The sequence below is a fragment of the Candidatus Accumulibacter similis genome (assembly GCA_013347225.1).
Classification (GTDB): domain Bacteria; phylum Pseudomonadota; class Gammaproteobacteria; order Burkholderiales; family Rhodocyclaceae; genus Accumulibacter; species Accumulibacter similis.
The window spans coordinates 2973386-2985511 of record CP054595.1; the positions used below are offsets into that span (position 1 = coordinate 2973386).

The 12126-nt window shown below is 68.8% G+C and carries 12 protein-coding genes and 1 pseudogene; 1 reads left to right on the forward strand and 12 read right to left on the reverse strand.

Features of this window, described 5'->3' with window-relative positions; translation table 11 throughout:
* Positions 1-41: 41 nt before the first annotated feature.
* From HT579_13075 to HT579_13110, 8 genes are all read right to left on the reverse strand, one after another.
* Positions 42-548: an NADP-dependent oxidoreductase gene (locus HT579_13075; GenBank protein QKS31639.1), complete on the reverse strand. Its 507-nt coding sequence runs from the start codon at positions 546-548 to the stop codon at positions 42-44.
* A gap of 114 nt (positions 549-662) precedes the next feature.
* On the reverse strand, positions 663-1340 hold the full coding sequence (locus HT579_13080; protein QKS29760.1) for an MBL fold metallo-hydrolase: 678 nt from the start codon (positions 1338-1340) through the stop codon (positions 663-665).
* A gap of 7 nt (positions 1341-1347) precedes the next feature.
* Positions 1348-1614, reverse strand: coding sequence for a hypothetical protein (locus tag HT579_13085; GenBank protein QKS29761.1), 267 nt, complete (start codon positions 1612-1614; stop codon positions 1348-1350).
* Positions 1611-2405 (reverse strand): hypothetical protein, encoded by a 795-nt coding sequence (locus HT579_13090; GenBank protein ID QKS29762.1) that lies wholly within the window; start codon positions 2403-2405, stop codon positions 1611-1613. The genes HT579_13085 and HT579_13090 overlap by 4 nt, the downstream gene beginning before the upstream one ends.
* Positions 2402-3325: an alpha/beta fold hydrolase gene (locus tag HT579_13095; protein QKS29763.1), complete on the reverse strand. Its 924-nt coding sequence runs from the start codon at positions 3323-3325 to the stop codon at positions 2402-2404. The genes HT579_13090 and HT579_13095 overlap by 4 nt, the downstream gene beginning before the upstream one ends.
* A gap of 15 nt (positions 3326-3340) precedes the next feature.
* The gene (locus HT579_13100) at positions 3341-4948 is read right to left on the reverse strand and encodes a GMC family oxidoreductase (protein ID QKS29764.1); all 1608 of its coding nucleotides are present in this window, start codon (positions 4946-4948) and stop codon (positions 3341-3343) included.
* Positions 4948-5451 (reverse strand): hypothetical protein, encoded by a 504-nt coding sequence (locus HT579_13105; GenBank protein ID QKS29765.1) that lies wholly within the window; start codon positions 5449-5451, stop codon positions 4948-4950. The genes HT579_13100 and HT579_13105 overlap by 1 nt, the downstream gene beginning before the upstream one ends.
* Positions 5448-6866, reverse strand: a complete 1419-nt coding sequence (locus HT579_13110) for a coniferyl aldehyde dehydrogenase (GenBank protein ID QKS29766.1) — start codon at positions 6864-6866, stop codon at positions 5448-5450. Before HT579_13110 ends, HT579_13105 begins: the two co-directional genes overlap by 4 nt.
* Before the next feature lie 111 nt (positions 6867-6977).
* Here HT579_13110 and HT579_13115 point away from each other — a divergent pair, with 111 nt between their 5' ends.
* Complete coding sequence (locus tag HT579_13115) at positions 6978-7706, forward strand: hypothetical protein (GenBank protein ID QKS29767.1); 729 nt, start codon at positions 6978-6980, stop codon at positions 7704-7706.
* Between the two features lie 793 nt (positions 7707-8499).
* Here HT579_13115 and HT579_13120 read toward each other — a convergent pair.
* From HT579_13120 to HT579_13135, 4 genes and pseudogenes are all read right to left on the reverse strand, one after another.
* Positions 8500-8910, reverse strand: a pseudogene (locus HT579_13120) (hypothetical protein).
* A gap of 51 nt (positions 8911-8961) precedes the next feature.
* Positions 8962-9918, reverse strand: a complete 957-nt coding sequence (locus HT579_13125) for a methyltransferase domain-containing protein (GenBank protein ID QKS29768.1) — start codon at positions 9916-9918, stop codon at positions 8962-8964.
* A 61-nt stretch (positions 9919-9979) separates the two neighbouring features.
* The gene (locus HT579_13130; protein ID QKS29769.1) at positions 9980-10783 is read right to left on the reverse strand and encodes a lytic transglycosylase domain-containing protein; all 804 of its coding nucleotides are present in this window, start codon (positions 10781-10783) and stop codon (positions 9980-9982) included.
* Complete coding sequence (locus HT579_13135) at positions 10767-12044, reverse strand: undecaprenyl-phosphate glucose phosphotransferase (protein QKS31640.1); 1278 nt, start codon at positions 12042-12044, stop codon at positions 10767-10769. Before HT579_13135 ends, HT579_13130 begins: the two co-directional genes overlap by 17 nt.
* Positions 12045-12126 lie beyond the last annotated feature (82 nt).

The window sequence follows — 12126 nt, forward strand, 5'->3', positions numbered from 1 at the left end:
AGTGAAGCGCCAGCCACGGCGTCTGCCGCAGCGAGCGGCGCTCAGACCAGGCGGACGAGTTGCTTGGCGAAATTCTGCCCGTGCAGCAGGCCGATGAATGCCGCCGGCGCGTTCTCGAGTCCCTGCGCGATGCTCTCGCGATAGCGCAGGCGGCCGCTGGCGACGAGGCCGCCGAGTTCGCGCAGCGCCGGCGGCCAGAATTCCATGTGCTCGCTGACGATGAAGCCCTGCAGCTTCAGTCGCCGCAGCAGGATCGACGGCGTTTCGTGGAGCGGGATCGCCGCGCCGTCGTAGCCGGCGATCAGGCCGCAGATGGCGATGCGGGCAAAGGCATTGCAGCGCCGCATGACGGCGTCGAGGATTCTGCCGCCGACGTTCTCGAAGTGGCCATCGACGCCATCCGGGCAGGCGTCGGCGATGGCAGCGGCGAGCGCGCGGGTGTCGCCGTGCTGCCGGTGGTCGATGCAGGCGTCGAAGCCGAACTCCTCGACGACGGCGCGGCATTTCTCCGGCCCGCCGGCGATGCCGACGACGCGGCAACCGCGCATCCGGGCGAGCTGGCCGACGACGCTGCCGACGGCGCCGCTGGCGGCGGAGACGACGATCGTCTCGCCGCTCTGCGGCCCGATCAGCAGGATCTGGCGGTTCTGCGTCACGCTCGGTCAGTCATCGATGAAGCGTTCGATGAAGGCGGCGACTCTCGCCTTGCCGACGAAGATGCCGTAATGCCCTTCGCAGAGGATGTCGGCCTCGAGTGCCAGCAGCTTGCGCAGCGAGGCCCGGTAGTCGCGGACGTTCGAGCGCAGCGCGGCATGGATCGGACCGTGCACGTCCTGCGCGAAGACGACGCGGCGATCGTCGGAGTCGACGACGAAGGCGACCGATCCGGGCGAGTGGCCGGGGATGTGGACCACCTCCAGTTCGCGGCCGGCGAGCGGGATGCGGTCGCCACCGGCGAGGCGCCGGTCGACCGGACACGGGTTCAGGTGGTCGCCGTACCAGCAGGCGGCGCTGACCTGGCTGTCGCCGGCTTCCAGCCAGGCGGCCTCGCGTTCGTGGATCGCCACCCGCCAGCCGAAGCGCTGCCGGAAGCTTGCCGCGCCACCGCTGTGGTCGTAGTGGCAGTGCGTCAGCAGCAGGTGCTCGATCTGTTGCGGCAGCACGCCGGCGGCTTCGATGTTCATCAGCACGCGGTCGCTGGCGCGGCCGCTGCCGGCGTCGATGAGCACGGCGGCATCGGCGAAGTGGACGAGATAGATCGCCGCGTCGCTCTGGTCGGTCTGCCCCGGTCCGCCGACCTGGCAGATCTCGGAAGTGATGAAGCGCGTCTGTGGTCCCATCGGCTGGCTATTTCCTCTCGGTTTCGGCAAGGGCGGCGAGCAGTTCGCCGTCGCTGTCGGCGTAGTCCTCGTAGTGGCGGCCGGCGCTGCGCCGGTACCAGTAGCGGCTGTTCCAGGGGTCGCCCTCGACCTTGTGCAGGATGGCGTGGATCCAGCTCGCCAGCGGGTCGTCGAGTTCCTGGACGATGGCGTGCGCCTGCTGCCAGTCGCCGGCGAGTGCCGCCCTGACGGCCCGCGCGCAGTCGTCGCGCGCTGCTTGGTCAGTGCTGGTCATCGCGATTGCGAGCCGGCCTGCGGCAGCGGTAGCGGCAGGCCGGGATGCAGCAGCGGCGCTGGCGGTGGTGGCGCCGGCGTGGCACCGAGCGGCGGCGCTGACGGCATCGGCTGCGGCAGGCCGGGATGCACCACCGGCGACGGCACGGCGGGCGACGGCTGCAGCCCCGCCGGTGGCCGTGGCGGCACTGCGGCGGGTGGCCGATGCCAGGGCCGGCGCCGCTCGATGAACGCATGGCGCATCTGGAAGGTCACCGGCCGGGCGCGCAGCAGAACCCGGTCGGCGCCGTCGACGATCGCCGCGTCGAGCTGGTGGAACTGGTTGGGAGGCGGCAGCGTGTCGCCCCAGAATTCCGGCGGGATCATGAACTCGCTGGCGGTGAAGCGCTGTTCGACCGGCCGGCCGTTGATGGCGACGACGAAGGCGTGGCCCTCGCCGAGCCGCAGCGGCGGATCGACCGCCAGGCGGACCTCGAACAGCGCGGTGTTGGCGACGACGGCGCCGCCATCCTCGGGGAAGAGGATCGCCAGGCGGCGGTAGCTTGCCGCCGCCGCTTCGCCCCGGCCGGCGGCGTCGCCGGGCGTGCCGCCCGCCGGCGTCGGCGGCCGGCCGACCGGTACCGGGTCCATGACGTTGGGCGGCGGCAACTGCACCGGCTTCGAGCCCGGCTGTGGCTTGTCGGAGAACACCGGGCCACCGGCGCCACGGGTCACGAAGACCTCGTCGGCCGGCAGCGCTGCCGGCGCCGCGAGCAGCAGACAGCAGCCGGCGAGCAGCAGCCTTGCCTTCATCGCCGGCTGTCCGCGGCCCCGTCGGCGGCGGCGAGCGCGGCCAGGAGCGCGATGGCGACGCGTGGCGAGAAGAGCATGGCGAGGTGACCGAGACCGTCAATCGCCCGCGCGGTGGCTCCGGGCAGCTCGAGGTTGGCTTGCGGCATCACGAAATTGTCATGCGGGCTGTAGATGACCACAGTATCGAGCAGCGGCGCCGGGTTGGCAAGAGCCCGCAGCCAGTCGCTGTGCGGCCGCATCTGGCGCGCGTTCTCGCCGGCGCCGATGTGCGCGAGCCGGCTGCCCTGATGCGGCGTGCCGAGCGTCACCAGCCTGGCCACCCGGGCACTGCCGCAGCGCTGCAGGTAGCGGCGCGCCGCCAGCCCGCCCATGCTGTGGCCGACGAGCAGCAAGCGGTCGGCGCCGGTTTGCGCCAGCACGGCGTCGATCCGCCGCGCGAGCGGTTCGACGTAGTCGTCGATGCTCGCGCAGACCGGTTCGAGGCTGATCGTCGCCACCGTCCAGCCGGCGGCCTCGAGCCGCCGCCGCAGCCACCACCAGGCGCCGCGCGAGCAGCCGTAGCCGTGCACCAGCAGGACCGGCAGGCGCCGCCGGGCAGCGCCGCCGGCGACCCGCGGCAGGCGGTCGGCACCCATCCAGCAGCGTTCGACGGGAAAGATGATGACGAAGCTGACGACGAAGGCGGCGTATTCGGCAAGGACCATGCGCAGCGCCTGCGTCGCGCGCAGCCGCGGCGCCGGCGAGCGCCAGGCGAACGCGCAGGCGTAGCTGGTCGCGACGAGCACGGCGCGCAGCCCGAGGACGCCCACCAGTGCCGCCGCGGCGGCGCGCGCCGGCGACGCGTCGAAGGCCAGCGTCGCGACGGCGACATAGAGCGCGGCTTCGAGCAGCAGCGACAGGCAGAGGGCACGCGCCAGCACGGCAGGCACTCCCGGTCAGGGAATCAGCGGTGGCGGCCGGCCCGACAGCTCGGCGGCGAGCAGGGCGGCGTTGCGGGCAACGAGGCCGTAGATCGACAGCTGCGGATTGGCGCCGAGACTGGTCGGAAACAGCGATCCGTCGTGCACCGACAGGTTGCCGAGCCAGAAGTGCCGGCCGCGGTGATCGACGACGCCGCGCTGTGGCGTGTCGGCCATGCCGCAACCACCCATCACGTGCGCGCTGACGATGCGGCAGAGCAGCGGCTTCAGCGGCAGTTCGGCGATCCCCTTCTTCGCCTGTGCCCAACTCGAATAGAGCGGGGCGGTCTCGTGCACCGGCGTCACCGCGCGCGCGCCGGCAGCGAACTGGATCTCGGCCATCGCCAGCAGCGCCCGCCGCGCGGCCTCCCAGATCACCTCGCCGAGCGGGTAGTCGAGCAGCGGCAGGCCATCGCCACCGAGACGCACCTGGCCGCCCTGGCTGTCGGGATGAAAGCCGTCGCGCAGCAGCGCCAGGATCACATTGACGCGGGTGAACTCGCGCATCAGCGCGACATGGGCAGCGCCGAAACCCTGCAGGGTCGTCGCGTAGAGAACCGGGTGCAGCGGCGGCGTTTCCAGCTTGAAGCCGAGCGGACCGTCGATCGCCGCCTGCTGCAGGAAGAAGTCCGAGTACAGCGTCTGCGGCGCGCCGGCATAGGCGTCGACGCGCTCCGGCATCAAGGCCGAAGAGATCACCACCGGATGCAGGAAGGTGCGCGTGCCGAGCAGCCGATGCGGGTCGGGAACGCCGCTGCGCAGCAGCAGCGCCGGGCTGCCGATGGCGCCGGCGGCGACGACGAAATGCCGCGCGCGCAGTTGCACGCGCTTGCCCGATGGATGGATGCCGTCGGGTCGCAGCGCCTGGCAGTCGAGGGCGCTGATGCGGCCGCCACTGAAGCGCAGGCGCTCGGCCCGCAGCCGCGTGTACAGCGTCGCGCCACGGTTCAGCGCCGCCGGGATGGTCGTCAGCAACATCGACTGCTTGGCATTGGTCGGGCAGCCCATGCCGCAATAGCCGAGGTTCCAGCAGCCCTTGACGTTGCGCTTGATGGCGCCGATCGGGATGCCGAGCTTTTCCGCGCCGGCGGCGAGAACCTTGTTGTTCTGGTTCGGCGGCGTCTCCCAGGGCCGCACCCACAGCTTGTGCTCCATCACCGCGAACCACGAACTCATCGATTCGACACTCAGCTGACGCAGACCGAAGTGACGCTGCCAGAAGGCGAAGACCTCCGGCGGCGTGCGGAAGCTGCTGGTCCAGTTGACGGTCGTCGAGCCACCGACGCAGCGCCCCTGCAGGATGTTGATCGCCTTGTCGGTGGTCTTGCGCGCCGCCGAATCCTGGTACAGCTCCGGGTAGGCGTCGGACTCGCGCATGCGGAAGTCGGTCGACGAGCGCAGCGGGCCTTCCTCGACGAGGATGACGCGCAGGCCGGCGTCGCTGAGGATGTCGGCGGTGACGCCGCCGCCGGCGCCGCTGCCGACGATGACGACATCGGCCTCGACCGTCTGGCCCTTGCCGAGGGTCGAAGCGTCGATGTGCTTCCAGCCGGCAGCGAGACCGGCGCGGATCGGATCCTGCATCAGAAGTAGCCTCGCGGAGGGCCGGGGTAGGCAATCGCCTCCCAGGTATCGGGACGCGCGTACCAGGCGCCGAAGGTCAGGTCGTGCAGTGCTCCGTAGGCCCCCTGCAGCAGGGCGAGGCGGCTCGTCCGCCAGGACTGCAGGAAGTCGCTGACCTCGCCGAGCGTCGCCTCGCGCCACGGCTTGCTGACGCCGGCGAGGACCAGCCGCCCGGGCGCAAGGACCAGCAGCCCGAACAGTTCGCCGATCTCGCGCTGGCTGGCGAGCGACAGGCCGGCGATCGTCGTCGCGATCCCATCGACGGTCAGCGCGATCAGCCGGCGCCTTTCCTCGCCGGCGGGCGGCAGCGCGCCGTCGAGCAGCGCGCCGCACAGCGCCGCCAGCATCTCGCGCTCGCCCACGCTGAGCTGCCGTCCGCCGGCGGCGTTGAGCCAGCCGGAGAAGGCAAGCAGCAGGCCGCCGGCGACGCCGGTCCGGATGAACTGGCGGCGGCTGACGATCATCGCAGCAGGATCCGCGTCAGGCGGTCGAAGAGCACACCGTAGGGCGGCTTGAAGAGACCGATCGCCGACAGCCGCGACTGCCGGAAGACCGCCTTGCGGACGGAGAAGGTCTCGAAGCCGGCGAAGCCGTGGTAGCAGCCCATGCCGCTCGGACCGACACCACCGAAGGGCAGTTCCTCCTGCGCGATGTGCAGGATCGTGTCATTGACCGTGACGCCGCCGGAGACGGTTTCGTCGAGGACCCGTTCGATGTTGCCCTGGTCGCTGTCGAAGTAGTACAGCGCCAGTGGCCGCGGCCGCTCGTTGACGCGGCGGATCGCCTGGCCGAGGTCGCGGTAGGGGATGACCGGCAGCAGCGGCCCGAAGATCTCCTCATGCATGACGCGCAATCCGTCGTCGAGGTCGAGCAGCGCCAGCGGCGGCAGGTGGCGTCGCAGCGGATCGGCGGTCGCGCCCGGCACGAGGTCGACGACCTTCGCGCCGGCGGCGCGCGCTTCGTCGACGTAGCCGACGAGGCGCGCGTACTGGCGCTGATCGACGATCGCCGAGTAGTCGCCGTTGTGATCGATGTCCGGGTAGCAGCGGGCGAGAATCTGGCGCGCGTGGTGCACGAAGGAGTGCTCCAGCCCGGCCGGCAGCAACACGTAGTCGGGCGCTATGCAGGTCTGGCCGGCATTCAGGCACTTGCCGATGACGATCCTTTCGACGGCGTGCACGAAGGCGGGGCTGCCGGCCAGCGTCGGACCGATGATCGCCGGCGACTTGCCGCCGAGTTCGAGGGTGACCGGCGTCAGGTTGTCGGCCGCCGCATGCATCACCTGCCTCCCGACCGGCGTCGAGCCGGTGAACAGCAGGTGGTCGAAGGGCAGCGCAGCGAACTCGCGCGCCACCGTCACGTCACCCTCGACGACCGACAGCTCGTCGTCGGCGAAGTAACGGCCGACGAGCGTGGCGAAGAGCGCTGCGGTTGCCGGCGTGATCTCCGACATCTTCACCAGCGCCCGGTTGCCGGCCGCCAGAGCCGCCGCCAGCGGCGCCGCGGCGAGGAAGATCGGGTAGTTCCAGGGGACGATGATGCCGACCGCGCCGAGCGGCTGGTAACGCACTTCCGCCCTGCCGGGCTGGAACCACAGCGACACCGGCCGCGCCCGCGGCCGCAGCCAGCGCCGCAGGTGGCGGCGGGCGTGGCGAACGGCCTCGTGGCTCGGGAAGATCTCGAGCAGCCGCGTCTCGGCCGGCGAGCGGTGACCGAAATCCTGCCGCAGGGCGTCGGCGATCGCCGCCTCGTTGTCGAGCAGCAGGCGGCCGAGTGCCTGCAGGCGACGCTCGCGCAGCGCGCGCGGCGGGTTCGGCTCGCTGCGTGCCGCCGCCTGCAGGCGGGCAAAGCGGTTGGCCAACGACTCGGGATGAGGCATGCGCTGCTCCTGGCAGAGGTTCGGTCAGCAGCCAGTGTAGACGCTGCCGCTGCCCCCGGTTAGGCGACGGCCTCTAAACAGGGCGGAGCGGGCGGCGCATAATCCGCCCCCATGGACGATGCAACAGTCTCGACCGAGAAGCAGGAGTGCGCAGCAGCGCTCCGGCAGCACCTGCAGACGGCCAAGCGGCTGCGACTGCAGGCGAACAGCGAGCCGGCAGCCGCGGCGAAGCGCCTGCGCCTGCGCGAGTGGCAGGCCGGACGTCTCGCGCGCACCCATGCCGATCTGCTGGCGAGCCCCCGTTTCGGCGTCGCGGCGCAATTCTTTCTCTCCGATCTCTACGGCCCGAAGGATTTCAGCAGCCGCGACGAAGAGGTCGAGCGCATCCTGCCGCTGCTGATCCGCATGCTGCCGGTCTCGGCGCTGCGGACCGTCGCCCTGGCGGTCGAGGTCGACGCGCTGTCCGAGGAGCTGGACTCGGCGATGGTGGCGGAACTCGAGCGTGCCGGGATGCTCGAGCACATCGACGAGGACGCCTATGCCGCCGCCTACCGCGCCGTCGGCTGTCGCGCGGAGCGGGAACGGCAGGTGACGCTGATCCGGCAGACCGGCGAAGCCCTTGACCGCCTCGCCCGCAAGCCGCTGCTCAGCACCATGTTGCGGCTGATGCGCGGCCCGGCGCAGCTCGCCGGACTCGGCGAGCTGCACGACTTTCTCGACCGCGGCTTCAACGCCTTTCGCTGCATGGGCCGGGCCGACGAGTTCCTCGAATCGATCGACGGCAAGGAGCGTGCGCTGCTCGCGCGGCTGTTCGCCGCGGTCGCCGATCCCTTCGTCTGATCGTCCGCTACACGTTGTGACACAAAAGGCCAACTACTTCACAGATCCCGCGGGTTCAAGTCTGTAGCATTCGTTCTGTCGCCGGGGCACACCCCTCCCCTCCCCCTCCCCCAAAGTGGTCCGGCGACTGCTTCACCCGGCCCGCTCAGTCCCCCCCTGGCGGGCCGTTTCTTTTTCTGCCGTGCTTTGCAGGCGGGACCTTCGACAAACGGCCGACCGGCATTGTGGAGCAACCACCCCACGCCTCTGCCGGGCGCCGCGCCGGCGACGACTTTTCCTTCTTGTCGGGCGCATTCTGTGAGCCCGTAGAGCCCAACACTGATCTCCATGACGCAGCATCATGAGCCTGTGCGGCGAGTTTGCATTTCCTGCTGAAAGCCGAAGCCCGTAGCCTGTTCGTGGTCCGGGTTCTGGCCGTGAGTGACGATGAGGCCCTGATCCGCCAGCTGCGCTGGGGCAAAGGGGAGTAGGTGGTCTGCCCGCACTACGGCATGGCGCACCGGCACTACTTCCGGCCGACCCGCAAGATCTGGCGCTGTGCGGGCTGCCAGGATGATTTCTCGGTCACTCCGGAACGATCTTCGCCTTCCACAAGCTGTCCCTGCGGCTGTACCTGGCGGCGGCGATCCTGTTCACCAACCCCGTCAAGGGCATTTCTGTCCTGCACGTGGGCCGCGACTTGGGCGTATCGTACAAGACCGATTACGTTCTGCTGCACAAGATTCGCGAGAGCCTGCTGGTGCGCCGGGACGAATGCGCACTGTCGGGTGAGGTTCACGTCGACGGGGCGTACATGTCCGTCACGGCCGGCCGGGACCAAGGTCCCGCTACGCTGCAGGCCACGCAGCACGTCAATGGCGTTGTTCCGCATCTGCTTGATCATGACGGTGGTCGCCTCCAGTCCCCGGCGGGCCGTCAGCGCATCGCCGATCTGGCGGCTGCTCAGCGCCGCATCTTGCGCCTCGCCGAAAATCTCGAGGACCATGCGCCGGCATTCACCCGGCCGGAACAAGCGGTTTCGCACCCGACGGGCCTTGATCCAGATCGTCCGCAGGTCGATTTCCGGGGAAGACAGCCTGAGGGTCGCGTCGAGGTGGGCCAAGTCATCGGCCAGACGTCCCATTTCCTTCCGGTGATGCTCGATCAGCCCCGTCAGTTCCGCGCGTTTGGTGATCAGGGCCGCAACGACGTGGCTCTCTGCCATGAGAAATGTTCGCGCCTGCCAGTCGTGAGCTGGGCGATGACCACCAGCCAGTCACTTGGTCAGCCGGACCAGGATCGCGTCCCCGGCCAGCACGCCGGCCGCCGCAACGCGCCGACGCTGCCGCCGCCAGATCCCCGCGAAGCGCCCCACGCCCGCCACCAGATCCGCGAGGCGTTTCACCCTGCCCACGCGGCGGCTTGGGCCATAAGACACCAGCTTGAAGGCGCCCATGGCAAAGCGCAGCGGCGAGGCCGGGGGCGAAAACAGATCACATTCACAGTCCAACCTCCTGGCCAGCGCGCGGTAGGCTGTCGGATTCCACCGGCCCAAGTGGTGCGGTGGATGGTTCAGCACATCGAACCACTCCGACTCGAACGACATCGGGGAGTTGGGCGTGCTGACCCATAGCGATCCTCCGGGCTTCAAGAGCGAGAGCATCTGCTCCACGAACTCCACCGGCTGCTCGACATGTTCCAAGCAGTGGAAAGAGGTCACGGCGTCCAAGGACTGCATAGCCACGAATCCCGCGCCCAGGGCGGACTCGATGCTGCCGCAATGGCTGGGCAGCCCCTTCGCCTCGCATTCGCGAATGGCCAATGGGCTGAAATCCAGGGCGTGGCGGGCCTTGATGGGAAGAAAGTTCAAGGAGGACAGGAACCGTCCCGATCCGCACCCCACATCCAACACCGTGAACCCGTCGGTTCGGCCTGCGGATTCAGCACGCAAGCGATCCGCCACCTCGCGATACTCCCAGCGCGTCCCCGGGTAATAGAACGGGAACCCGCCGATCCACTGGTAGAACACCTCCGAACCCGCCCTTGGCGGCCAGGCAAATTCAAAGTCTGTTTCGACACAGCGCCAAAGCGAGTAGTCACACTCCACAGCTGTCGCAGGCGGTGGTTCTTGAAAATACTCCTCGAGAGACTTCCGAAGAAGGACCTCGGGCAGGTCGCGAACCCGCTGGGGCGGGCGGTCGCTCAGCGGGCTTTTCGGGAGATGCTGTGTCATCACTGCGCTCACTAGAAAGGTTCAAGAAGGATGGGAGATCCAACGGCACATTCGCAGGTAGTCAGGGCACGTGCATCAATCCCATGAAAGATCGAGGAATCGAGCGTGCAGGCTGTCGGAAGTCGTGGCGATGCGGCGGTGCAGCGGAGATGAGCCGATAGGGCGACAGATCGCTATCGGCCAGCCGCAGCCCCGCGCCATAGACAGGCGGCAGCGGAGCCGGCGCGATCGCTGCGTCGCCGTAGTCGCGGAGAACCCGCGCCACGTAGCCGCGGGTCTCGGCATAGGGCGGAATCTGGTTGCCGTGGCGCATGACGGCCCCTTCGCCGGCGTTGTACGCCGCCAGCGCCAGCGGCACGCTGTTGAAGCGGTCGAGCAGCAGCCGCAGGTAGGCCGTACCGGCACTGACATTGCTCTCCGGGTGCTCGCGGTCGGCGACGCCGAAGCGACTGGCGGTGGCGGGCATCAGTTGCATCAGGCCGACTGCGCCCTTGGGCGAGACGGCGTCCGGCCGATAGCCCGACTCGGCGCGGATCACCGCATGGACCAGCCCCGGATCGACGCCCCTGGCGCGCGCCTGCCGTTCGATCAGCGGCGAGAACGGGTTCGTCACCCGCAGCCGCTGCGCTGCGCCACTGCCACTGCCGCTGCCGACGGGCCGGCCCGCGGTGCCCTGCAGCACGTACTCCGAGCGCTGGATGCTCAAGCGGAAGGGGCCAGGTTCGCTCGCCACCCTGGCCGACGGAACCGGGGGTCGCAACTCGGCAGCTGACGGCGCAGCCGGCAGCGGCGGCGCCGCGAGCAGCAGCGCCGCCGACCAGAGTGCGCGCAGCCGCAGGCGCCGACCGTCAATACGCACCGGCATCCTTGAAGACGAGGGCGACGGTGCGGAAGATGATGTACAGGTCGAGCTTCAGCGACCAGTTGCGCAGGTACTCGAGGTCATAGGCGACTCGCCCTTCCATCTTGTCGAGCGTCTGCGTCTCGCCGCGATAGCCGTTGACCTGCGCCCAGCCGGTGATTCCCGGCTTCACCTTGTGCCGCACCATGTAACCCTTGATCAGCTTGCGGTAGGTCTCGTTGTGCGCAACCGCGTGCGGCCGTGGGCCGACGATGCTCATCCTGCCCTGCAGGACGTTGAAGAACTGCGGCAACTCGTCGAGCGATGTCTTGCGCAGGATGGCTCCCGCTCGCGTCACGCGGGGATCGCCGCGGCACGCCTGTGCCACCAGCGGCCCGTCCTCGCAGACCGACATCGAGCGGAATTTGTAGACGATGATCTCCTTGCCGTCGAGCCCGTAGCGGCGCTGCTTGAAGATCACCGAGCCGGGTGAGTCGAGCTTCACCAGCAGCGCCACCAGGAGAAGGATCGGCGAGATGAGGACGAGGATCAGCAGCGAGATGACGATGTCGCTGCACCGCTTGACGATCCCGTTGAGCCCGGCGAAAGGAGTGTCGCGCACAACCATCACCGGTACGCGCCCGACCGCGTCCATGCGCGCCTGGATGAGGTCGGTAACGAAGACATCGGGAACGAAGTAGACCGAAGCGGTCGTGTCGCGCAGCGCGTCGAGCAACGACAGGATGCGTGGCTGCGTCGCCATCGGCAGCGCCAGGTAAATCGCATCGACGGCCTGCTTCTTCGCGTAATCGGCGACGTCGGCAAGGCGCCCCTTGAGCTGATCGGCGGCAATGCCGAGGCGCTCGACTTCGCGATCATCAAAATAGCCGTCCAGTTTGATCCCCAACATCGGATGCGCCGCAATCTGCGCCGCCAGGTGTTTGCCCAACCCGTTGCAGCCGACGATGACTCCCCGCCGCGCCGGCCCGCTGGCGCGCAGCAGCAGGGGCATCACCTGCCGCAGGAACAGATGACCACTCAGCTGCAACAGCGGCGTCAGCCACAGCAGGCCAAGCAGGACTTCCGGTGGGAAAACCTTGTAGAGACTGGTCGCCCAGCCGAAGAAAACGAGCAACGAAGCGTTTGCCAGCCAATTGAGGAACACTTCACGGACAACGTGCCGCAGCCGCAGCTGAATCAGGCTTTTTCCCGGGAAACCGACGGCAAAGAGAAGAACGCCGAATACCAGATAATGGTTGTAGGCATCATCACCGGACCAGTACATCAGCAGGACAAGAGCAACGATCTGCGCCGCTGGGTCAACCAGCGACTCGACGAACTGGAACAATGATCCGCCTACCCTATTG

What these genes read in the sequence shown, in the direction of transcription:
- HT579_13075 (QKS31639.1), bottom strand. Translation starts at nt 548, where the DNA reads ATGCGCGGTTGCCGCGTCGTCGGCATCGCCGGCGGGCCGGAGAAATGC.
- HT579_13080 (QKS29760.1), bottom strand. Translation starts at nt 1,340, where the DNA reads ATGGGACCACAGACGCGCTTCATCACTTCCGAGATCTGCCAGGTCGGC.
- HT579_13085 (QKS29761.1), bottom strand. Translation starts at nt 1,614, where the DNA reads ATGACCAGCACTGACCAAGCAGCGCGCGACGACTGCGCGCGGGCCGTC.
- HT579_13090 (QKS29762.1), bottom strand. Translation starts at nt 2,405, where the DNA reads ATGAAGGCAAGGCTGCTGCTCGCCGGCTGCTGTCTGCTGCTCGCGGCG.
- HT579_13100 (QKS29764.1), bottom strand. Translation starts at nt 4,948, where the DNA reads ATGCAGGATCCGATCCGCGCCGGTCTCGCTGCCGGCTGGAAGCACATC.
- HT579_13105 (QKS29765.1), bottom strand. Translation starts at nt 5,451, where the DNA reads ATGATCGTCAGCCGCCGCCAGTTCATCCGGACCGGCGTCGCCGGCGGC.
- HT579_13110 (QKS29766.1), bottom strand. Translation starts at nt 6,866, where the DNA reads ATGCCTCATCCCGAGTCGTTGGCCAACCGCTTTGCCCGCCTGCAGGCG.
- HT579_13115 (QKS29767.1), top strand. Translation starts at nt 6,978, where the DNA reads ATGGACGATGCAACAGTCTCGACCGAGAAGCAGGAGTGCGCAGCAGCG.
- HT579_13125 (QKS29768.1), bottom strand. Translation starts at nt 9,918, where the DNA reads ATGACACAGCATCTCCCGAAAAGCCCGCTGAGCGACCGCCCGCCCCAG.
- HT579_13130 (QKS29769.1), bottom strand. Translation starts at nt 10,783, where the DNA reads ATGCCGGTGCGTATTGACGGTCGGCGCCTGCGGCTGCGCGCACTCTGG.
- HT579_13135 (QKS31640.1), bottom strand. Translation starts at nt 12,044, where the DNA reads ATGTACTGGTCCGGTGATGATGCCTACAACCATTATCTGGTATTCGGC.